Source organism: Variovorax atrisoli (assembly GCF_014195185.1).
Lineage (GTDB): Bacteria > Pseudomonadota > Gammaproteobacteria > Burkholderiales > Burkholderiaceae_C > Variovorax > Variovorax atrisoli.
Genome location: NZ_JACIBG010000006.1, coordinates 171,029 through 189,579, shown reverse-complemented (window position 1 = coordinate 189,579; position 18,551 = coordinate 171,029). Strand labels below are relative to the sequence as shown.

The following is an 18,551-nucleotide window of genomic DNA, read 5'->3' as shown; positions in this document are numbered from 1 at the left end:
GCGCGTTTGCGATGAATGCGGTGGGGAAGGGAAAGAAGCTCAGAGGAACAGGCGCACGTCCGACAGCCCGATGCTCGCGCCCGACGACAGCTCCAGCGTCACGCCGCTGGCGCCCTGCTTGACGGCGGCGACCTGCGAGAAGGTGAGCGCGGTCGACTTCACGGAGGTGCCCCCGTTGGTGGCCTCGACCGTGAAGCGGTAGGCGCCAGCGGGCACCACGGCGCCCACGTCGTCCTTGCCGTCCCATGTCACGGCATTGACGCCTTCGTTCATCGAGCCCGCGTCGATGGTGCGCACCACCTTGCCGCTGGCGTCGAGGATCTTGATCTGCACGTCGGAGGCGGTGCCCGGCAGCTGCACGGCGAAGGCCTGCATGGCCGGATCCTTGCCCTCCTCCGGCGCCCTGGTGGCGAGGACGTCGCCGGGAGACAGCACGTTCTGCCCGATCAGCGAAGTGGCCTGCAGCAGCTGGTTGGAGCCGGTCTGGTTCACCAGGCCCGAGAGCGTGCTGTTGAGCTTCTCGATGCCGCTGACCGTGCTCATCTGCGCGAGCTGCGAGGTGAGCTCGGCGTTCTGCATCGGATTGAGCGGGTCCTGGTTGTTCAGCTGCGTGACCAGCAGCTTGAGGAAGCGCTGCTCGCTGTCGACGTTCGAGGTGCTGCTGTTGCCGCCGACCGCGGAGGCGGCGTTCTGTCCGGTGATGGACGAGGTATCGGAGATGGCCATGGCGCGTTCGTGCCTGTTCTTTCTTGGGTTCTTGTCTTGCCGGGGAATTACTGGCCGAGGGTCAGCGTCTTGACCATCAGCGTCTTGGCGGTGTTGAGCACTTCCACGTTGGCCTGGTAGCTGCGCGAGGCGGAGATCATGTTGGTCATCTCCTCCACCACGTTGACGTTGGGCATCGCCACGTAGCCTTCGGCGTTGGCATGCGGGCTCTTGGGGTCGAACACGAGCTTCGGCGGAGAAGGGTCTTCCACCACGCCGGCCACCTTGACGCCGCCGATGTCGCCCGCGCCGTACGCCGAGGGCGCGACCTGGAACACCACCTGCTTCGCGCGGTAGGGCATGCCGTCGGGCCCGGCCACGCTCTCGGCGTTGGCCATGTTGCTCGCGGTCACGTTCATGCGCTGCGACTGCGCGGTCATGGCCGATCCGGCCACGTTGAAGATGTTCATGGAGGTGCTGTTGAAGGGCATGGAAGGGGCTGCTGCTGCTTGCTGCGCTGCTTAGGGCTGCACCGCAGAGAGCAGCGACTTGATCTTGGCGTTGATGACCGTGAGGTTCGACTCGTAGCGCAGCGCGTTGTCGGCGAAGGCGACGCGCTCGACGTCCATCTCGACCGTGTTGCCGTCGAGGCTGGACTGGTTGGGCACGCGGTAGAGCAGGTCCTTGTCGGGCATGGCCTGCGCCTGTCCCGCGAGGTGGCGCGACGAGGTGGTGGCCAGCGACATCGACTGCGACGCGCGGCCGCGCTCCACGGCTTCGCTCAGGCGTGCGCTGAAGTCGAAGTCGCGCGCCTTGTAGTTGGGCGTGTCCGCATGGGCGATGTTGGCCGCGAGAACCTCCTGGCGTTCCGCGCGGAGGTTGAGGGCTTCGCGGTTGAAGCGAAGCGCCGCATCCAGCTTGTCGAGCATGTTTGTTCCATCCGTTGAGGCGTCGCGAATGCGCAGGGCGCAGCGACAGATGGAAAGCGAGTCTATGCACGAGCCGCTTTTGCAATCGCCCGAACAAAGGGGGTTTTCGCCTGCTGCTCGCAACTTCGATCGGCGCGCGGATTTCTAGAATTTCCGTGCGGCGGCATGCGTTGCTCCTGTGTGACGCATCGCCGCCGAAGCCACCATCCACACATATCCGATGACCCTTCCAACGCTTGCCGAGCTTCGCGATCACGCACTGCGCACCGTGCTGCCGGCAGCGGCATTCGCGCTGGCGTGCTGCTTCACGGCCGGCGCAGCCGAAAGCGCTCCTTCCGTCGACACGGTCATCGAGAAATACCTGCAGGCGCAATCGGCGGGGCTGCCGGGCAAGGTGACGATCAGCCTCGAAGGCCGCGGCACCTCCGCCCTGCCCGCCTGCGACGCACCCGAGGCCTTCCTGCCGCCGGGGGCGAAGCCGTGGGGCCGCGTCTCGGTGGGCGTGCGCTGCCAGGCGGAGCGGCCGTGGACGCGCTTCGTGCAGGCGCACGTGGCGGTGGAAGGAAGCTATTTCGTGGCCGTGCGCGCGATCGACGCGGGCCGGCCGCTGGGCGCGGGCGACGTCGAGGAGCGCACCGGCGACCTCACGCGACTGCCGCGCTCCATCGTCACCAGCGCGGCCGAGCTGAACGGCGTGGTGACGGCCAATCGCGTGGCGCCCGGCGCGCCGCTGCGCAAGGAGCTGCTGCGCGGCGTCACCGTCATCCAGCAGGGGCAGGCGGTGAAGGTGGTGGCGCAGGGCCAGGGCTTCGTCGTCAGCACCGAGGGCAAGGCCATGACCGGCGCGGCGGTAGGCGCCGTGGTGCAGGCCCGCACGCGCGACGGCCGGCTGGTCAGCGGCGTGGCGGACGAAGAGGGGCAGATCCAGCTGGCGCAATGACGCGCCGCACAAAATCCGCCATGCACGCCATTCCTAAAGTTCTTGCGCGGGCTGCCGATATACGGGTCAGCCCCTGAGGAATCACCTTGAAAATCGATCAACCCGCCCCCTCGGCCACGCCCCTTCCCCGACCGACGCCCGCCCCGGCAGGCACGGCAGGTGCGGCCGCCGCGACCGGTGCCGATGCCGCCCAGCGCGCTGCCAAGGCGCCGGCACCCGCTCCTTCGGCGCACATCCGCTCGCTGCCCAGCGCGGCGGGTACCGCGACCGATTTCGACGCGGCCCGCGTGGCGGCGATCCGCGAGGACATCCGCGCGGGGCGCTACCAGATCCGCCCCGAACGCATCGCCGACGGCCTGCTGGCCAGCGTGCGCGACCTGCTCACGCCCGGCGCATCCGACGCGCCCGCCGGCAGCGGGCAGGACGTGAAGAAAGGCGAAGGCGAATGAGAAGGCAGCCGTCCGACCTGCTGGCCCACCTGCGCACCGAGGCCGCCTGCATCGAGGAATTCCTGTCGGTGCTCGACCGCGAGGCCGAGGCGATGTCGGGCGGCAGCTTCACCGACCTGGCGGCCATCGCCGCGGAAAAGACCGTGCTGCTGGACCGCATGGCCGAACTCGACGCCCAGCGCGAGGCGCTGCAGACGGCACTGGGCTTCCAGCCCGGCCGCGAGGGCGCCGATGCCGCCGCTGCGGCAGCGGGCCCGCAGGTTCAGAAGGCCTGGGAAGAGCTGCTGGAGCTCGCCGGACAGGCGCGGGGCCACAACCTGCGCAACGGCTCGATGGTCTACGCGCATCTCGATTTCACCCAACAGGCGCTGCATTTCCTGCAGGCCAGCGCGCAACTGTTCTACGGACCGGACGGCGTGCGCAGGACGCAGGCGGGCTCGGGCAACCGCCTCGCGGCGGGCTGAGCCGCGTGCGAGCGGGGCTGCTGGTCGCACTGTGGCTCGGCGCCGCAGCCGCGCATGGTGCGGCAGGCGCTGCGGAGAGCGTGCTGATCTCCAACGTGGCGCCCGGCGCGCAGCCCGGCGACGCAATCAACCTCGGCCAGCTGAACCAGGCGGGCGCCGCGCTGCGCGACGTGGAGCGCATCGCGTATTCGGGCACCGCGATGGCCGTGGCCATGACTGCGGCCTACGTGCCCGCCCTGCAGCCCGGCGAGAAGACCGTGGGCCTGGCCCTCGGCAGCTACAGGGGCTACACGGCAGCCAGCCTGGGCTTCAGGACTCTTTCGGACGACGGGCAGACAGCCTGGGGCATGACCGTTGCCAACGCGGGGCGGGCATGGGGATTCAACGCCGGCATCGGCTGGAAGCTGCCGCGCGCCGACAGCCGCTGAGACGACCATCCCCCTCCCCTCGCCACCACACATGAAGGCTTTCCACATGAGCAACGATGCTGACGGCGGCGCGCGACAGGTCGCCATGGTGGGCTGCGACGAAGCCCAGACACGCGCCTGGGGACAGAGGCTGCGCCTGATGGGCTGCACGCCCGTCTCCTTCGACTGCAGCGCCGACTTCCTGCATGCGGCCACGCACGGCACCACCCACTTCGACCTGCTGCTGGTGGTGCTGAAGGACGAAGGCGCATGGCCGCTGCTGACCTCGATGTGCCAGGCGCTGCGCGTGCCGATCTTCCTGGTCGCCAATGCGCTGCAGCGCGAATTGCTGGCCGAGGTGCTGTCGGCGGCGGAGCCCGAGTCGAAGGGACCGGGCATCGACTTCGCGGTGCTGCCGGTCGACGACTTCGAGGTGGAACTGCGCGTGCGCGAGGCGCTGCGGCGCAACGAGACGCTGCTGCATCCGCAGGCAACGAGCGCGCTGTTCGGCGACTACCGCTTCATCGGCAACCGCAAGGTGGTGGTGCACAAGGGCGAGGAGATCCGGCTGAAGCCGCGCGAGTTCGAACTGGCGCTGCTGCTGTTTCGCAACGCCGGCCAGCTGCTGGAGCGCGAATGGCTGCTCGGCTCGCTGTGGCCCGAGTCGCGCGTCGAACGCAAGAGCCGGGTGCTCGACTGCTGCGTGGCGAACGTCCGCCGCAAGCTGTCGCTGCACAAGGCGAACGAGTTCGTGCTGCATTCGGTGTACGGCCGGGGCTACGAGCTGCGGCATGCAGCCGTCGAACCGGCGACCGGCGGCGGCACCGTGGACGATTCGGGCTTTCCGGAAACATCGAACGAGCCGAGCTGGCTCGCACAAGCCGCCCGCGCCTAGGGCCAGGGAAATGCGACGATCGCCGGCTTCGAGGAACCGCCCGCATCGAGCGGCGCGGGTGCCAGGGGCTACCTCTACCAGCGCCAGCCGACCGTCCATTGCAGTATCGGCCGCCAAACTTAAGCAGGGCTGAATCGGCCGGTCGGGTCGAGCGTCGACGAGGCAGGCCAGAATCCTGCGCATGCAACTTCAGATCGATGCGCACCAGGTCCACCTCTGGCACCTGTACGTTCCTGAACAAGACGACCCGGCCGATCACCATGCCGGCAACCACGCCCTGATGGCCCTGCTGACGCCGGAGGAGCGCGAGAAGCACGGGCGGTTCCACTTCGCCCGCGACCGACGCCGCTACCTGATGACGCGGGGGCTGATCCGCTCGCTGCTGTCGCGCTACGTGCCGCAGGTCGCGCCCGCCGACTGGCGCTTCGAGAACAACGAATACGGCCGCCCGCGGATCGCCGACGCGCCGGCACAGGCCCGGCACATCCGCTTCAACATCTCGCACAGCGCCTCGCTGGTGGTGACGGCCGTGGCGGCGGAGCGCGAGGTGGGCGTGGACGTCGAGCACACGGCGAGGAATGCGCCGCTGGAGATCGCCGGCCATTTCTTCTCGCCGAAGGAGGCGCAGGCGCTGCAGCAGCTGCCGGCCTTCCAGCAGCCCTCGCGCTTCTGGGACCTCTGGACGCTCAAGGAAAGCTACATCAAGGCGCGCGGCATGGGCCTTTCGATTCCGCTGGACCGCTTTTCTTTCGACCTGGACGGAAGCGGCAGCGAGGCCATCGGCTTCGAGCACGGCCTGGAGAACGACAGCGCCGACCGCTGGCAGTTCTGGCGGATGCAGCCCGACGACGCGCATGCCGTCGCGCTCTGCCTGGAGCGGGCGCGCGACGGACACGAGCCGCGGATCGTGTGCCTGCGGGCGACGCCGCTGCTCGCATCGGTCGAGGAATTCCAGGGCACGGTGACGCGTCGATCGGCGGGAGACTGAAGCCCGGCATCGGCTCGCTGATGCAGGAACGGCCGCAAAGGCCGTAAAGGCCGTAAAGGCCGGAAAGGCCGAACGGAAGCCTCGTGGCGACATCCCAGGCAGGTGGCCAGAGGTCGAGAAAATCGCTCACCCAACCTTTTTGATCTGGATCGAATCCCGCCGCGCCGACGAAAATTAGTTCTTAAGAATTAAATACTTAGGCCCTCGTTCCCCAACATTACAGAAATACGAGCGAATTGTTCCCAAATGCAAACAAGGGGCTTGCCGCCGTGCCACACTGTGGCGCACACGAAGCCACCCGGCTTGCACAGCGACAGGATCGAACCATGTCTTTGTCCATCTGGGCCAGGATTCGCCTGCCGGTTGCGATCCTGATCCTCGGCACGGCGCTGTCGATCGCCCTCGGAATCTATGCCCATCAGGAGATCGGGCGCAGCGCACGAGCGCGCTTCGACGCCACCGCCCTCGACCTGGCGCGCAAGGTCGAGGGCCGCTTCGACGACTACATCGCCGTGCTGATCGGGCTGCGCGCGCGGTTCAACACCTCGGACGCGGTGACGCGCAGCGATTTCCGCGACTACGTCGCGGGGCTGAACCTGCCGAGCGCCTATCCAGGCTTCCAGGCTGTCAACTACGCGCCGCGCGTGATGCAGGCCGACAGACAGCGCTTCGAGGAGCAGGCACGCGGCGATGCCGACCTCGACGCCGCCGTCGCCTCCGGCTTCTCCATCAAGCCGCCCGGCGAGCGCGAGGTCTACTACCCGCTGGCCTTCATCGAGCCGCTGGCCGGCAACGAGAAGCTCCTGGGCAATGACCTGGGCGCGATGCCAGACCGCGGCGATGCGCTCGAACAGGGGCGCGACACCGGCGGGCTGGTCACCTCCGGACGCAAGATCCGGATCGCGGGCCGCGAATCCGAAGTCGGGCTGGCGATGCGGCTGCCGGTGTACCGTCCGAAGATGCCCGTCGATACCCTGGAGCAGCGGCGGCGGGCCTACATGGGTTCGGTGGGCGCGGGCTTCAGCATCACCGGCATGCTGCGCGACGTGATCAGCATCGAGGCGGCGAAGACGCTCCAGCTGCGGCTGGCCGACGCCGGACCGGGCAAGGGGCCGATCGGCACGCGCATCGAGACCCGCTTCGTGGCGCCGGTCGCGTTCGGCGATCGCGAGCTGCTGTTCGACAGCTCCACGCCCGGCAAGCCGGCTCCGGAACCTGCAGGCAGCCTGCAGCGCACGCTCGGCTTCGAGCTGGGAGGCCATTCTTGGCTGGTGGAGGTGAGGCAGGACGAGAGCCAGGTGCTCGGTCCGCTGGACCGGGCCATTCCCTGGCTCGTGGTGCTCGGCGGCCTGGCCACCAGTGCGCTGCTCGGCGGCATCGTCCTGTCGCTGGCCACGACCACCAGCCGGGCCCAGGTCCTGGCCGAAGAGATGACCAGCCACCTTCGCGCCAGCGAACGCCAGCTGGAGGACGCCCAGCACCTGGCCAGCCTGGGCAGCTGGACCCTCGACCCGGAGACCGGCACGCTGCAGTGCTCCGAGGAGGCGCGGCGCATCCTGGGCTTCGGCGACGATCCGCTGCCGCCGGACCTGCACGCCCTGCTCTCGCGCGTGCCGAACATGGAACGCGGCACGGTCGAGCGGCAGATCGCACTGGCCTCCCAGTCCACGGAGCGCAGCGAGTTCGAGCACCGCCTGTGCCTGCCCGACGGCACCGAGCGCTGGCTCCACGTCATCGCGCAGTCGGGCGAGGACGCGGGCAGGAGGCTGGTGCGCGGCACGGTGCGCGACGCCACGCGGCCGCGCAAGGACGCGCTGCGCCAGAAGCTCGAATACAAGATCGCGCGGCTGCTGGCCGGCGACGGCAGGACCGAGACGGTGATCGCGCTGGCGCTGGAGGCGATATGCACCGACCTGCGCTGGGACTGCGGCGCGCTCTGGAGCGTGGGCGAGGACGGCCTGGCCCACTGCACCGTGGCCTGGCATGCCGACAACGACGCGGCGGTGCGCCGCTTCGTCGAGGCCAGCAGCTCGCTCACCTACCGCTCCGGCGAAGGCTCGCTCGGACGCGCCTGGGGAATCGGCAGCGTCGTGCGCATCGACACCCAGTCGTCGCCGAGCCATTTCGCGCGCGACGCGATGGCCCGCGAGGCTGGGCTGACCACCGGCCTTGTCGTGCCGATGGTCGCGCCAGAGGCGACCACGGCGCTGGAGCTTTTCGGCGCCAACCCCTACGCGGCCGACGCGGAGACGCTGGAGTCGCTGCGCGTCATCGCGCTGCAGATCACGCAGTACCGCCAGCGCAAGCAGGCAGAGAAGACCCTGCGCTTCATGGCCAGCCACGACGAGCTGACGGGGTTGCTCAACCGGGCGGCGCTGCAGCAGGAGCTCGCCCGCGCCATCCGGCGCAGCGCCCGCCAGCAGAAGCAGTTCGCCGTGCTGTTCGTGGACCTGGACCGCTTCAAGCAGATCAACGACACGCTGGGCCACGGCGTGGGCGACGAGATGATCAAGACCTGCGCCGAGCGCCTCACCACCCTGCTGGGCAACACCGACGTGGTCGCGCGCTTCGGGGGCGACGAGTTCGTGCTGCTGCAGGAGAACCTCGACAGCTCCGGCGATGCCGCGGTGCTCGCCGAGAAGGTGCTCGACTGCTGCGCCGAGCCCTTCGTGCTCGACGGGCGCGAGCTGCACGTCAGCGCCAGCGTGGGCGTGAGCATCCACCCCGAGAACGGCGCCGACGCCGAGACGCTGCTGAAGAACGCCGACACGGCGATGTATCACGCCAAGGAAAAGGGCCGCAACACCTACCGCTTCTACGCGGCGAAGATGAATGCGCAGAGCACCGAGCAGCTCATGCTGGAAAGCGCGCTGCGCCACGCCCTGGAGCGCGGCGAGCTGGAGATGCACTACCAGCCGAAGTTGAACATGCAGACGCGGCGCATCGTCGGCGTGGAGGCGCTGATGCGCTGGCGCCATCCGGTCCTGGGACCGATCCCGCCGGCCCAGTTCATCCCCATCGCCGAGGAGCTCGGCCTGATCGTGTCCATGGGCAAGTGGGCGCTGGAGCAGGCATGCGCCGACGCGCTGGTCTGGCAGAAGCAGGGCCTGCCGCCGGTGATGATCAGCGTCAACCTCTCGCCGCGGCAGTTCGGCAGCCGCACGCTGGTGGCCGACGTGGCGGCCATCCTGGAATCGTCGGGCCTCGATCCGTCGCTGCTGGAGCTGGAGATCACCGAGAGCGCGATGATGGCCAATCCCGAGCACGCGGCGAAGCTGCTGCGCACGATCCGGGACATGGGCGTGGGCCTGGCCATCGACGACTTCGGGACGGGGTATTCGTCGCTGTCGTACCTCAAGCACTTTCCGCTCTCGACGGTCAAGATCGACCGCTCCTTCATCAACGACCTCTCGCAGGACACCGACGCCCGAGCGCTCATCGACGCGATCATCACGCTCGCCCACGGGCTGCGCATGAAGGTGGTGGCCGAGGGCGTGGAGACCGACGTGCAGTTCAACTACCTGCACAGCCGCGGATGCGACGAAGCCCAGGGCTACTGGCTGTGCAAGCCAGTGTCCGCCGACGAGGCACGCGACTTCATGGCGCGTCACCTGCGCACCCAATTTGCTCCGTCGGCGCTGGCCTGAGAGCCGGCCCTTCGCGGCAATCGTTACCGGGCACGTTCGCTCGGGCTTCCCCGAAACTTCACAGGAGCATTCATGACCGATTCAATCCAGAGCAAGTCGCTGGAACAGACGATCGCGGCGATCCACGCGCTCGACCTGACGCCGATCAAGTTCAAGGCCACGCGCAAGGAAGATGGCTACGGCTGGTCGGCAGGCTACGCGGACCAGATGGAAGTGGCCTACAAGCGCTACCTCATCCTGCATGCGAAGCACCCCGAGCTGACGCTCGCGCCCGAGCAGGACGTCGACCGCTTCTGGCACATGCACATCCTCGACACGCGCAAGTACGCCGCCGATTGCGAAGCCACCTTCGGATACTTCCTGCACCACTTCCCCTACCTCGGCCTGCGCGGCGAGGACGACGCGAAGGCGCTGGAGGCGGCCTTCCAGCAGATGCAGCGCCTGCTCGCCGAGGAGTTCGGCGAGCCGACGCCCGCGCTGCGGCATGGGGCGGCGAAGGACTCGGCTGCGTGGTGCTCGGCCGAGGCCGGCACGGGCTCGGCAGCCTGGTGCTCCGCCGAAGCTGCGAAGGGCTCCGCTGCATGGTGTTCGGCAGAGGCTGCCAAGAGTTCCGCAGCATGGTGCTCGGCGGAAGCTGCCAAGGGCTCGCCGGCCTGGTGCTCGCTGGAAGCGGGCAAGGCGTCGGCCGCATGGTGTTCGGCGGAGGCTGGCCAGGGCTCGGCGGCCTGGTGCTCGGCGGAGGCCGGCAAGGGCTCGGCAGCCGCTGCCTGGTGTTCGCTGGAAGCGGATAAGGCTTCGGCGGCCTGGTGCTCGCTCGAAGCAGGCAAGCCCCAGGCTCAGGCCGCGTGGTGTTCGCTCGACAAGGAAGGTGCTGTCGCCACCGCCGTCACCGCACGTCCTTCGGCTCAGGCCGCAGCGGGTACCGCGGCGAACGGCTGATCGGAGAAAGCCCGGCCTATCCGCAGAAGGCGCGGACGATCTTGCCGCTGGCCGCATCCGTCTCGATCGTCACGCGCTCGCGGCGGTAGTCCATCGTCACCGGCTGGCCGGGCTGGATCTGGCGCACGATGGATGCGCCCGTCGCCTGCCGCGCCTCGGCATCGCTCATGCGGGCCTTGCCGGTCAGTGTGGCTGCGGCGTCCGGGCGGCACGCGGCGGGTGCCGCGGCGGCATCCGCCGTTGCCTGCGGCTGCGCTGTCGAGCACGCGGCGATCGACAGGATCGCCAACATCGAAGCGGCGCAAGGAATCAGTTTGGGATGGAGCTTCATGGCAAATCCTTTTCCGGGATACGAAGAGTCTTGCAGCCCATCGGGGCAAAAGAAAACGGCCTGATCCACGTTTTACATGGATCAGACCGTCATTTTTTGGAGGAGAGGGAGGGAGGCAAACATTCAGTATCCAAGCGCCTTCCCAGACGTTTTCTCCAACGATACCTACAAAAATACCTACTACACGATTCGAATCCTCGTCGCACATTCACAACATGCAGCGCCTCACGGACCCGATCACCGTTACAGGGAAGCAAGCCAACGATCCAATTCCATGATGCAAAGGCACTCATCGTTTCCGCTTGACTGAGATGCTCCCTGCTGTGCTACACCGGCCAACTTATACGAAGCGTCGACAAGAGGTCCGCCCGAGTTGCCTTGTCGAATCATGCTCCCCCCAATTTCAATCCTCTGCAACCCAGCTCTAGGAAATCGCTGCTGCACTGACACTACCGAATTGTTTGCAGTTCGCCCTTGCGTCCAATTAGGAAAGCCTATTAATCGAGCCCGAGCATCACGCTCCAGTGGTTCAGTGCGACCGTCGAAATATCTTTTCGCCCGAGCGGCGGGGTCAACTAGCTCCAAAACCGCCAAGTCTAGATGCGCGTCCCTATGCAACACCCGCGCTTGAAAATCGATCCTTGTTACCGGATTTCGCAAATTCATTGTCAAATTTCTTACACGCGGATTAGCGACATCTACCTCGCCATCAGCAGATTGCCCTTTAAGCACGTGATCGCAGGTTATAAATCGACGGCCATCTCCATAAGCGAAAGCGCTCCCTTGAGAAACTAACGGCTCTGATTCATGAGCATCAGACGCAGCGTAGTCAGCACTCCATTCGAAAACAAAAGTTGCAAAGTCAGCGTCTAAAGAGTTCTTAACTTGCAGCGCAATCGGCAGCGAAGCTGCCCGAAATTCTGGGTCGATTGCTTTATGTGTTCGGCAAAGATGGTTGTATTTCTCTGCCAAGCGTGTGTATAAAAGGTCATCATCTCCCCTGATCATTCGAACAAAAAGGAGACGTCCCCATAGAACATTCTGAAGAGAAGGAATGTTGCCGGTGCGAGTCTGACGTGCCCATTGCTTTCCAGCTCTCGGCTCTTTTAAGGTTTCAGCGACACGAGCGTTCCAATTAGCTAGAGCTGCAACGTACCCATACCTATCCCACGCATGCAGCGCCCCCCTGATTTTATCGATAAATTTTCTAGTGACATTGGGATCTTCATTGACGACAACGCCAGTGATTTCCATCCGCCGCATACGTGTTGAGACGCGAGTCTTGTCATTATTGATCCCAAAAGAATTGGATTCAATTATTGATCTTAGCTCACTACCTATGCTAACCGTTCCTCCATCGAAATTTACTATATTAGCGGGAAGTCGATTCGCATGACGGTGTGAAAAGCTAAATGTCAAATCGTCTGCATAGCGCGTATAAGTGGCTCTGTGGCGCTTTGACAATAAAGTCAACTGAGAGTCAAGCGACCTGCAAATCAAATTGGCAAGAAATGGAGAGGTTGGAGCCCCCTGCGGCAGGGTTCCTTCATGCGTGCACAAGTGCGCAAGCATAGTTGCCACCCCAAATGAGAATTTCATCGGAGGCGCCATGAGAGCGCCTCTTACTCGAAAGAAGGTGATCGAAGGGAAAAAATCGGTCAAATCCAAATTTAGAATATGGTATGGCCGACGCTCCAAATGCTTTCTAGCATTCGTAAGAATGCTTCTTCCTTCCACAAAGCCATGAACGCATGCCTTGGGTTGCGGCACCGTTTTCTCCAGATATCTGAGAGCCCTATATTGAAGCTCTTTTATTTTTTTGCTTGGCTCGGCGATAAAGCGATTTTTACCGTTCGCCTTAGCCAGCACAAAGCTGGTATACCTAGGATGTGGATAGAGATAACCTTCGACGCTCGAATATTCAGCTCGAAAGATATGCCTAGAGAAATAAGGCACATCCGACCTGAGCATGTAGTCGTGAAACTCTTTTACGCCGAGAAATGCCATTTCAATAAGGTGCCGCCTCGGAATCTTTCACCTTTACGACCAGCGGTAATGTAGCGTACACGTTACGATCGACCAGCATCGGGGTTACCATGCTGCAATGCCTGCGTTAACGCGGGCAAGATTAAGTATCTGCCGAGGCGGCTTTTAAAGTGTAACCGCATATTTACTTGGCATCTACTGGAACTGCAGGAGTTCAACAAGGGAATACCCGGACTCCATTCCTGTCGAAGACACCAGCAAGCCGTTGATATTCAACGGAATTTTTTCGACCGGAACAGACAGCAGTTTCCAGACGACGAATTCGGCTGATTTCAGTCGTTTCTCAGGCATAGACTCCCCGCTAGGGCACTGTATGCTTGTACAGTGCTTTCCCATGTCATCCTTCTTCGTCGCCACGGCTGCTGGTTGTCACGTTCTCAGGTCGAAGGGCAGCCCGGTGTCTTGGGCTGGCTCGACTTCAGGAGGGCCGATCCTGCGCACTATGGCCGGTCGTGGGATGCTCGACTATTGAGCGTGAAGGATCGAGAGAAGGACTGGCTAGAGCCGTTGCACTATGCGCGAATCCTTGCAATCAAAGACGGCGGCATCATGCTCACGGGGGTCGAAATTACATTCCGCGCCGTCAAAAGTAAGCCGAATCACACTCAACAAACTTGGTGGTGCGTGATACACCACGAGGAAGCCTACGCTGCCCTCGCTCGCCACAACCCGAAGTCATCCACAGGGTTCGACGTGAACGACAACGACATGACCGATTAACGCCGTCCACCATCTACGGTGTGCAGCTCACTGGCCGCCGGTAACGCTCCTTAGAACGGCAGATCTTCAGAATCAGTGCTCGATACCGCCGCCGCTGTTTCTTCTCTTGGCTCCTGTGCGGTCGCGGGCCCTGCATCTATCAAGCCTACCGGGATCAGCTGCACCATCTCTCGCGCTTCCTCGGGCGTGCACGTCAGCCACCGATCGAAGTCGTGCTCCTCGATCGCGACCACCGAGCGCTTGTCCTGCACTTCGAGCGGCTTCTTCGTCGTCCGGTCGATCTCGGGCCTATGCATGCGCGACATGATCGGGTGCAGGTTGGCATTTATCGTGAGCATGGTGTAGCTCTCCCACACCTTCTCCGTCTCCAGATCCTTCCAGGTACTCCATAGGCCGGCCAGGCCCCAAGGGCGACCGTCCGCGCGGCGGAACCGCCACCATTGGTTCTTGCCCGACTCCCAGTTCGGCTCGTCGAAGCTCCAGGCCGGGATGATGCAGCGCCTGCTGAACTTCCATGCGTCCTTGAAGGCCGGCTTCTTCTCGATGCCGGCGAAGCGGGCATTGTGCGTGGCCAGCTCCTTGCCCTTCGTCTCGCCCTTGCGCGGGGGCGCCGTCGGGACATGGCTGCTCGACCACGCTGGAATCAGCGACCACTGCCCCACCGCGATCTCGCGCTCGTACTCCGTCTTGTCGACGGCGCGGCGCATGAACGCCCCCGTGTACATCGGCCGCATGCTGCGCAGCCAGCGCTCTGCGCTGCGGGCGCCGATGTACCAGGCGGCCTCTATCTCGCGATCCTCGGGCGATATGTAACGAGTACACATGACTGACATTCTGCGTCGGGAAATCGGTTGACGGTCATAAACCCTGGGAAGATACTGTAAATACATACAGTACTTTTAGGAGCTTGAAATGCCTGAAATCACCCCGCAGCCGGACTCCGTCGCCTGGGCCTCCCTCTTCGCCTCTGAGTGGCTGCTCCTGGCCAAAGGCCATGGCGACTACGAAGACCTGTTCTCCCAAGGCCTCGCGTTGTATCGGGTCGTCGGCGGCCAGCCTGCCCAAGAGATTGCCGCCGCCCACTTCAAGAGCTGCAGCTCCGATCACGAAGACCTCGTTCGCGACCCTGCGGGAGAGTTCGAGAAGCTGGCGACGCGCGCCGAGATCATCATGAATGGCGACAAGCTGGATCCTGCCTTGCAGGAATTCGCTTTCAATGTCGTCGAGCTGTGCGCGGCGACGGCCGACGGGTTCGGGCACCCGAAAAAGGGCAACGCTGGCGACCGCATCAGAGCGCTCTATGGACGCCTGCCCTTCTAGCCCTGCCCCAGTGAGCACCTGATGGAAATAGAGGTTGAGCTGGTGGAAATGGCGCGTAGGGCCGGCGAACTCGGCCCGGACGATCCGATGCGTCCCACCCTGCGTGATTTCGCCGATGAGGTCGCCGGGCGCTGCGCGCGCATCGGCGACCTGTACGGCGACTGGGACCGCAACGCCGGTGACCACATTCGCGCGGTGATGCATGAGCTGCCGGGTCTTCTACCGAAGCCACAGAGCAAAGATGAGCCGCTGGTGCCTTAGATGTTCTTAGCGGATGTGACATTCCTCATGCGCCACGGCTTACGCCTGAGATCCAGCCAGAGAGAAGCGCCGATGCGTGTGTCCGTGCAGATTCGTGAGTCCGACCGCGACAAGAACAATTCAGGGCGCAATCTCACAGAAGTAATGTTGTTCGAGAACTGGGGACTGCCTCAAGCTCGTTCAGCCGGACGGATTACGGATCCGACCTTACTGCCGTACAAGGGCAATGGCTTCTTGCTCTCCGGCATCGAGCTCGATACCGGAAACGAGGGCACTGTAGAGTATCGGCAGGTCTGGCTGGTGATTCCTGTCGAGCAAGGCGGTCCGTAGCGAAAGAGACAATCCGGCCATGAGCCAAGCTGAAATCTTCCCCTCCGAGTCCACCGTCCTCTACACGCCGGCCTGGTACAGCAGCACCGCGCGCGAGGAGCGCGCCCTGCCGCTGGCGCCGGGCGACTACAAGGTCACGCCTGGCCACGGCGCCGAGCGCTGGACGGTCACTTCGCTGAAGGACAACACCACGGTCTACAGTGGCATCGGTCCGGTCGAGGTCCGGCGCGCACCTGCAGCAGACTGAGTCGCCCTATGCTTCCTCGGCTTCGGAGGAATGACTCAGGTCGCGACCCTCGGCCTCTTCTTTATTGATCCAATCGATGCACTTTTGCTTTAGCTTCTCTTGACCGGCTTGCGCTGACAGTTCGGGAGCGGCCAGAACCAGCTTGCATCGACATTGCCCCTTGAGGTTGATTTCTGCCGATGCTGAATAGCCACCGTGAGCGACCTTCTCTTGAAGGATCGAAATAGTCCAAACGCCGGTCTTGCCGGTGTGGATGTGCATACCGCCATCCATGCGCGTCTCCAATACTCGGCACAAGCGTGGCACCGAGATTGATGATTGGCGCAAGCAGCAAGCGCTTTCACCATACGCGCATCTGCGGCGGTATTTGTGAAATATGTCACGCACGGGGTTTTTTGACGCCTGTCACGCCCTCGACGAGTGAACCAAAGATTGAACGATGACGACCCTGTACTTACAAATGACCGACAAGCTCTCCGCGCACTGGAGAGCCCACAACAACGCTTACCCGCGGAAGTTCGTTCTGAGCCCAGCTCTGCGCGACGAGTATCTGAAGTGCCTCAGCTGGGTGACCGACGCGCGCGTGAGAGTGACCACCATCCCCGAGAAGCACATGGGCGTGCCAATCGAGATCGACGAGGCGTCGCCGGGCGTCATGGTGGCCGCCGACGGCACCGAAGTGGCACTGCAATGATTTGACGCTACCGGCCACGCACCACATCAAGTGCGGCCGTGCACACATCGAGCGCCGCATTCAGCTTCAGCTCGTAGCCCTCGCGCAACTCAATCTCGGCCATGGCCGCCGCCGCGAAGCGATCAAGATCGACGCCAGGCGCAAGCGCCTCGGTCGGCATGACCGGCCGCGTCGGCCGCTGCACGCGGCACTCGACGGGAATCGGCGTCTTCACCGGCTGAAGCGGCGCCAACCCGCAACCGGCGAGCAATGCGCAAAGGCCCATAGCGGCCCACAGACGCGCACAAAACCTCATTGCCCTGCCCTCCCCTTCAACCATCCGTCAATTCGCGCCTGCGCGCTCGCGCAGGCATCGCCGGGCACGGCCGCCGGCGTTGCGAGAATCGTCTGCGCCCGGGCCTCATGGCCGAGCGCCACCGAACGCGCTGCAGCTTGCGCCTTCTTCGCCTCGGCCGCGCGCTTGTCGGCCAAGTCGCGAAGGTCTTCCGTCGCATCACTGCAGGCAGATGCCGCCGCCCGTGCATCGTCGCGCTGCAGCACCGAGGTAGCCGCTTTCTCACGCGCTCCGATCCACGCCCAGCCGAGCGCGGCATTGCCGGCCACGCTCAGCCCGAGCGCCAGCAACAGCGCTTGCACCGCGCTCACTTGCTCAGCACCTTGTAGGCCCGGGCCGTGGCCGTCTTGCGCTCGGCCAGCTTCAGCCGCTTCGGCCCGTTGACGCGCCCGGTGATGTCGTAGACATCGCCACGCTCGGCCGCCGGCAGGCAGTCTTTGAAGACCGCGAAGAACCAGCACGCCGAGAGCGCCGCATGCTCGGGCTGCAGCAGCAGACCGGGGTTGCCGCGATAGTCCGCACCGAGCGCCCGCCCTGCGGCGATGTAGGCATCCTCCCAGGTGAGCTGGATGAGGCCGCGCCCATGGAAGCCCTTGTAGCGCAGCATGCTCAACGCACGCGGGTTGCGCACGTAGTCCTCCGCGCGGTAGCTGCCCTGCACGAACAGACTCGGGAAGATCTCGCGCAGCCGCGCCGGCGTCGTGTAGTACAGGTCTTCTTCGACCTTCGAGAGGTTTTCGGACTCGATGGAGAGCTGCCCGAGAAAGCACGCCATCGCGTTGTCCGAGTGGATGCGGAAGCGGTTCATGCCGTCCGCCAGGTGCACGACGAAGCGTTCGGCGTTGGCGCGCGTGGCGCCGGTGCAGTCGATGAGGGTTTGAGTGTCGATCATGGTTTCTTCATTTCCTTTGCTGCCGACTTGGCGGCTTGGTTGGCGGTCTGTGCGGCGGTCTGCGCGGTGCTCGCGGCCTCGCCTGCTGTAAGGGCGGCATTCGCCGCGGTGCCGGCTGCTTGGTCCACGCGGACGGCAAGCGCCTTGAGGCTCGTATCGAAGGTTTCGCGAAGGCGCGCGATCTCGGCCAAGTGGTCTTCGCGCTGGCGCAGGGCCTGCGCCTCGGCATTGCGGGCCGCCCAGAAATAGCCCGTGCCGAGGCCACCGAGGAACAGGCTTCCGACGACGCCCACGGTTTCCAGCAGCCGGCGCCACTGGCGAGGCACGCGCACGCGCGGCTGTTCGTCGAGCGGCGCGCGATCCGAATCGATGTGCGAGCTGTTGAGGTGCGAGTTATTGAGGTGCATGGATTTGTTCCTTCAACTGGCGAACCTGATCGCGCAGCAGGCCAAGCTCCGTCGTCTGCGCGGCAAGGGTTTCGCTCATGACCTTGAGCTGCCCTTTCATCTCCCATACCTGCTGCAGCGCCTCGTTGCGCTCGGCCGCGAACTTGTCGGCGCGCTCTTCGGCCTTCACGCGCGCGGCGCGCTCGCCTTCGAGGAGCTGCTGCCACGTCGCAAGCGCAGCAATCTGCCCCTCGCTGTCTGCGCGCTCCTTCGCCTCGGTCGGCTGCTGTGCGCGCCAGACCTTGTATCCACCGGCGGCCGACAGAATCAGAAACGCAAGTTGCGCAATCGGATTGCCGGCGATGTCGCCCACGTCCATGAAGTGCCCTCTTTCTCTCTTTAGATTTCGACTTGAACGAAGGGCATCGAGGGCGCTTGCCCTTCAATGACGCCATCGCGCACAAAGACCTGATCGCCCACCGCGCCGGCGCCGCGCGCCGTGAGCACGCCGCCGCCAGGCAGCACGAGGCGGGCGACATCGCCCTCCATCGCGGTAATCGTTGCGATCTGAAGCGGGTAGCTCGGCAGCAGGGCCAGGAGCGCGGTATAGGGATTCGTCGAGGCCAT

26 protein-coding genes are annotated in these 18,551 nt (G+C 64.5%); 13 read left to right on the top strand and 13 right to left on the bottom strand.

The window, feature by feature from the left end; all coding sequences use genetic code 11:
* Positions 1-39: 39 nt before the first annotated feature.
* From FHY06_RS21505 to flgB, 3 genes are read right to left on the bottom strand one after another with little or no spacing between them, the layout of a single operon-like run.
* Entirely contained in the window at positions 40-726 is a 687-nt protein-coding gene (locus FHY06_RS21505) for a flagellar hook assembly protein FlgD (protein WP_132753861.1), read from the bottom strand.
* A gap of 47 nt (positions 727-773) precedes the next feature.
* A complete protein-coding gene (flgC, locus tag FHY06_RS21500; protein WP_019656701.1) occupies positions 774-1,196 on the bottom strand; it encodes a flagellar basal body rod protein FlgC in 423 nt (140 codons plus the stop codon).
* Positions 1,197-1,226: 30 nt separating this feature from the next.
* Positions 1,227-1,634, bottom strand: a complete 408-nt coding sequence (gene flgB / locus FHY06_RS21495; RefSeq protein ID WP_126183160.1) for a flagellar basal body rod protein FlgB — start codon at positions 1,632-1,634, stop codon at positions 1,227-1,229.
* Between the two features lie 220 nt (positions 1,635-1,854).
* On the opposite strand from flgB, the gene flgA reads away from it, so the two are divergent.
* The 8 genes from flgA to FHY06_RS21455 all read left to right on the top strand — a co-directional run bounded on the left by flgA (position 1,855) and on the right by FHY06_RS21455 (position 10,363).
* Positions 1,855-2,574 (top strand): flagellar basal body P-ring formation chaperone FlgA, encoded by a 720-nt coding sequence (gene flgA, locus FHY06_RS21490; protein WP_019656699.1) that lies wholly within the window; start codon positions 1,855-1,857, stop codon positions 2,572-2,574.
* 86 nt (positions 2,575-2,660) lie between these two features.
* Entirely contained in the window at positions 2,661-3,023 is a 363-nt protein-coding gene (gene flgM, locus FHY06_RS21485) for a flagellar biosynthesis anti-sigma factor FlgM (protein WP_184606252.1), read from the top strand.
* Complete coding sequence (locus FHY06_RS21480) at positions 3,020-3,487, top strand: flagellar protein FlgN (protein WP_184606251.1); 468 nt, start codon at positions 3,020-3,022, stop codon at positions 3,485-3,487. The genes flgM and FHY06_RS21480 overlap by 4 nt, the downstream gene beginning before the upstream one ends.
* Positions 3,488-3,492: 5 nt before the next feature.
* Positions 3,493-3,915 carry a YadA-like family protein gene (locus FHY06_RS21475; RefSeq protein WP_240649944.1) on the top strand — a complete coding sequence of 141 codons (423 nt, stop codon included), beginning with the start codon at positions 3,493-3,495 and terminating at the stop codon, positions 3,913-3,915.
* Positions 3,916-3,961: 46 nt separating this feature from the next.
* Positions 3,962-4,789, top strand: coding sequence for a DNA-binding response regulator (locus FHY06_RS21470; RefSeq protein ID WP_020723237.1), 828 nt, complete (start codon positions 3,962-3,964; stop codon positions 4,787-4,789).
* 181 nt (positions 4,790-4,970) lie between these two features.
* On the top strand, positions 4,971-5,777 hold the full coding sequence (locus tag FHY06_RS21465; protein ID WP_184606250.1) for a 4'-phosphopantetheinyl transferase family protein: 807 nt from the start codon (positions 4,971-4,973) through the stop codon (positions 5,775-5,777).
* Between the two features lie 326 nt (positions 5,778-6,103).
* A complete protein-coding gene (locus FHY06_RS21460) occupies positions 6,104-9,424 on the top strand; it encodes a bifunctional diguanylate cyclase/phosphodiesterase (RefSeq protein WP_184606249.1) in 3,321 nt (1,106 codons plus the stop codon).
* A 72-nt stretch (positions 9,425-9,496) separates the two neighbouring features.
* Complete coding sequence (locus FHY06_RS21455) at positions 9,497-10,363, top strand: glycine-rich domain-containing protein (RefSeq protein ID WP_260310565.1); 867 nt, start codon at positions 9,497-9,499, stop codon at positions 10,361-10,363.
* 16 nt (positions 10,364-10,379) lie between these two features.
* On the opposite strand, the gene FHY06_RS21450 is transcribed toward FHY06_RS21455, so the two are convergent.
* The 3 genes from FHY06_RS21450 to FHY06_RS21435 form a co-directional block, all read right to left on the bottom strand.
* A complete protein-coding gene (locus FHY06_RS21450; RefSeq protein ID WP_184606248.1) occupies positions 10,380-10,694 on the bottom strand; it encodes an I78 family peptidase inhibitor in 315 nt (104 codons plus the stop codon).
* A 243-nt stretch (positions 10,695-10,937) separates the two neighbouring features.
* On the bottom strand, positions 10,938-12,701 hold the full coding sequence (locus tag FHY06_RS21445) for a reverse transcriptase domain-containing protein (RefSeq protein WP_145760822.1): 1,764 nt from the start codon (positions 12,699-12,701) through the stop codon (positions 10,938-10,940).
* Between the two features lie 809 nt (positions 12,702-13,510).
* Positions 13,511-14,284 (bottom strand): SOS response-associated peptidase, encoded by a 774-nt coding sequence (locus FHY06_RS21435; RefSeq protein ID WP_145760991.1) that lies wholly within the window; start codon positions 14,282-14,284, stop codon positions 13,511-13,513.
* A gap of 88 nt (positions 14,285-14,372) precedes the next feature.
* Here FHY06_RS21435 and FHY06_RS21430 point away from each other — a divergent pair, with 88 nt between their 5' ends.
* The 4 genes from FHY06_RS21430 to FHY06_RS21415 are packed head-to-tail and all read left to right on the top strand — an operon-like array spanning position 14,373 to position 15,618.
* The gene (locus tag FHY06_RS21430; RefSeq protein ID WP_019658704.1) at positions 14,373-14,780 is read left to right on the top strand and encodes a hypothetical protein; all 408 of its coding nucleotides are present in this window, start codon (positions 14,373-14,375) and stop codon (positions 14,778-14,780) included.
* Positions 14,781-14,801: 21 nt separating this feature from the next.
* A complete protein-coding gene (locus FHY06_RS21425; protein ID WP_145760824.1) occupies positions 14,802-15,041 on the top strand; it encodes a hypothetical protein in 240 nt (79 codons plus the stop codon).
* A complete protein-coding gene (locus FHY06_RS21420) occupies positions 15,042-15,371 on the top strand; it encodes a hypothetical protein (protein WP_145760825.1) in 330 nt (109 codons plus the stop codon).
* Between the two features lie 19 nt (positions 15,372-15,390).
* Entirely contained in the window at positions 15,391-15,618 is a 228-nt protein-coding gene (locus tag FHY06_RS21415; protein WP_145760826.1) for a hypothetical protein, read from the top strand.
* Between the two features lie 6 nt (positions 15,619-15,624).
* Here FHY06_RS21415 and FHY06_RS21410 read toward each other — a convergent pair whose 3' ends face one another.
* Positions 15,625-15,879 (bottom strand): hypothetical protein, encoded by a 255-nt coding sequence (locus FHY06_RS21410; protein WP_145760827.1) that lies wholly within the window; start codon positions 15,877-15,879, stop codon positions 15,625-15,627.
* A gap of 178 nt (positions 15,880-16,057) precedes the next feature.
* Between FHY06_RS21410 and FHY06_RS21405 the strand changes: the two genes are divergently transcribed.
* The gene (locus FHY06_RS21405) at positions 16,058-16,312 is read left to right on the top strand and encodes a hypothetical protein (protein WP_145760828.1); all 255 of its coding nucleotides are present in this window, start codon (positions 16,058-16,060) and stop codon (positions 16,310-16,312) included.
* A gap of 7 nt (positions 16,313-16,319) precedes the next feature.
* On the opposite strand, the gene FHY06_RS21400 is transcribed toward FHY06_RS21405, so the two are convergent.
* From FHY06_RS21400 to FHY06_RS21375, 6 genes are all read right to left on the bottom strand, one after another.
* Positions 16,320-16,526, bottom strand: coding sequence for a hypothetical protein (locus FHY06_RS21400; RefSeq protein ID WP_309938078.1), 207 nt, complete (start codon positions 16,524-16,526; stop codon positions 16,320-16,322).
* Positions 16,527-16,603: 77 nt separating this feature from the next.
* Positions 16,604-16,957, bottom strand: a complete 354-nt coding sequence (locus tag FHY06_RS21395; protein ID WP_145760829.1) for a hypothetical protein — start codon at positions 16,955-16,957, stop codon at positions 16,604-16,606.
* Complete coding sequence (locus FHY06_RS21390) at positions 16,954-17,538, bottom strand: glycoside hydrolase family 19 protein (protein WP_126182994.1); 585 nt, start codon at positions 17,536-17,538, stop codon at positions 16,954-16,956. The genes FHY06_RS21395 and FHY06_RS21390 overlap by 4 nt, the downstream gene beginning before the upstream one ends.
* Entirely contained in the window at positions 17,535-17,945 is a 411-nt protein-coding gene (locus FHY06_RS21385; RefSeq protein WP_145760830.1) for a hypothetical protein, read from the bottom strand. Before FHY06_RS21385 ends, FHY06_RS21390 begins: the two co-directional genes overlap by 4 nt.
* Positions 17,932-18,303: a hypothetical protein gene (locus tag FHY06_RS21380; RefSeq protein WP_126182992.1), complete on the bottom strand. Its 372-nt coding sequence runs from the start codon at positions 18,301-18,303 to the stop codon at positions 17,932-17,934. The genes FHY06_RS21385 and FHY06_RS21380 overlap by 14 nt, the downstream gene beginning before the upstream one ends.
* Before the next feature lie 20 nt (positions 18,304-18,323).
* Positions 18,324-18,551, bottom strand: coding sequence for a hypothetical protein (locus FHY06_RS21375; protein ID WP_132799246.1), 228 nt, complete (start codon positions 18,549-18,551; stop codon positions 18,324-18,326).

Bases quoted from the DNA above. Each gene is read 5' to 3' on its own strand.
- flgA (WP_019656699.1), top strand. From the start codon at position 1,855: ATGACCCTTCCAACGCTTGCCGAGCTTCGCGATCACGCACTGCGCACC.
- flgC (WP_019656701.1), bottom strand. From the start codon at position 1,196: ATGCCCTTCAACAGCACCTCCATGAACATCTTCAACGTGGCCGGATCG.
- FHY06_RS21460 (WP_184606249.1), top strand. From the start codon at position 6,104: ATGTCTTTGTCCATCTGGGCCAGGATTCGCCTGCCGGTTGCGATCCTG.
- FHY06_RS21410 (WP_145760827.1), bottom strand. From the start codon at position 15,879: ATGCACATCCACACCGGCAAGACCGGCGTTTGGACTATTTCGATCCTT.
- flgB (WP_126183160.1), bottom strand. From the start codon at position 1,634: ATGCTCGACAAGCTGGATGCGGCGCTTCGCTTCAACCGCGAAGCCCTC.
- FHY06_RS21435 (WP_145760991.1), bottom strand. From the start codon at position 14,284: ATGTGTACTCGTTACATATCGCCCGAGGATCGCGAGATAGAGGCCGCC.
- FHY06_RS21415 (WP_145760826.1), top strand. From the start codon at position 15,391: ATGAGCCAAGCTGAAATCTTCCCCTCCGAGTCCACCGTCCTCTACACG.
- FHY06_RS21505 (WP_132753861.1), bottom strand. From the start codon at position 726: ATGGCCATCTCCGATACCTCGTCCATCACCGGACAGAACGCCGCCTCC.
- FHY06_RS21420 (WP_145760825.1), top strand. From the start codon at position 15,042: ATGTTCTTAGCGGATGTGACATTCCTCATGCGCCACGGCTTACGCCTG.
- FHY06_RS21445 (WP_145760822.1), bottom strand. From the start codon at position 12,701: ATGGCATTTCTCGGCGTAAAAGAGTTTCACGACTACATGCTCAGGTCG.
- FHY06_RS21480 (WP_184606251.1), top strand. From the start codon at position 3,020: ATGAGAAGGCAGCCGTCCGACCTGCTGGCCCACCTGCGCACCGAGGCC.
- FHY06_RS21385 (WP_145760830.1), bottom strand. From the start codon at position 17,945: ATGCACCTCAATAACTCGCACCTCAACAGCTCGCACATCGATTCGGAT.
- FHY06_RS21425 (WP_145760824.1), top strand. From the start codon at position 14,802: ATGGAAATAGAGGTTGAGCTGGTGGAAATGGCGCGTAGGGCCGGCGAA.
- FHY06_RS21375 (WP_132799246.1), bottom strand. From the start codon at position 18,551: ATGGCCTCGACGAATCCCTATACCGCGCTCCTGGCCCTGCTGCCGAGC.
- FHY06_RS21390 (WP_126182994.1), bottom strand. From the start codon at position 17,538: ATGATCGACACTCAAACCCTCATCGACTGCACCGGCGCCACGCGCGCC.
- FHY06_RS21380 (WP_126182992.1), bottom strand. From the start codon at position 18,303: ATGGACGTGGGCGACATCGCCGGCAATCCGATTGCGCAACTTGCGTTT.
- FHY06_RS21430 (WP_019658704.1), top strand. From the start codon at position 14,373: ATGCCTGAAATCACCCCGCAGCCGGACTCCGTCGCCTGGGCCTCCCTC.
- FHY06_RS21465 (WP_184606250.1), top strand. From the start codon at position 4,971: ATGCAACTTCAGATCGATGCGCACCAGGTCCACCTCTGGCACCTGTAC.
- FHY06_RS21405 (WP_145760828.1), top strand. From the start codon at position 16,058: ATGACGACCCTGTACTTACAAATGACCGACAAGCTCTCCGCGCACTGG.
- FHY06_RS21450 (WP_184606248.1), bottom strand. From the start codon at position 10,694: ATGAAGCTCCATCCCAAACTGATTCCTTGCGCCGCTTCGATGTTGGCG.
- FHY06_RS21470 (WP_020723237.1), top strand. From the start codon at position 3,962: ATGAGCAACGATGCTGACGGCGGCGCGCGACAGGTCGCCATGGTGGGC.
- FHY06_RS21455 (WP_260310565.1), top strand. From the start codon at position 9,497: ATGACCGATTCAATCCAGAGCAAGTCGCTGGAACAGACGATCGCGGCG.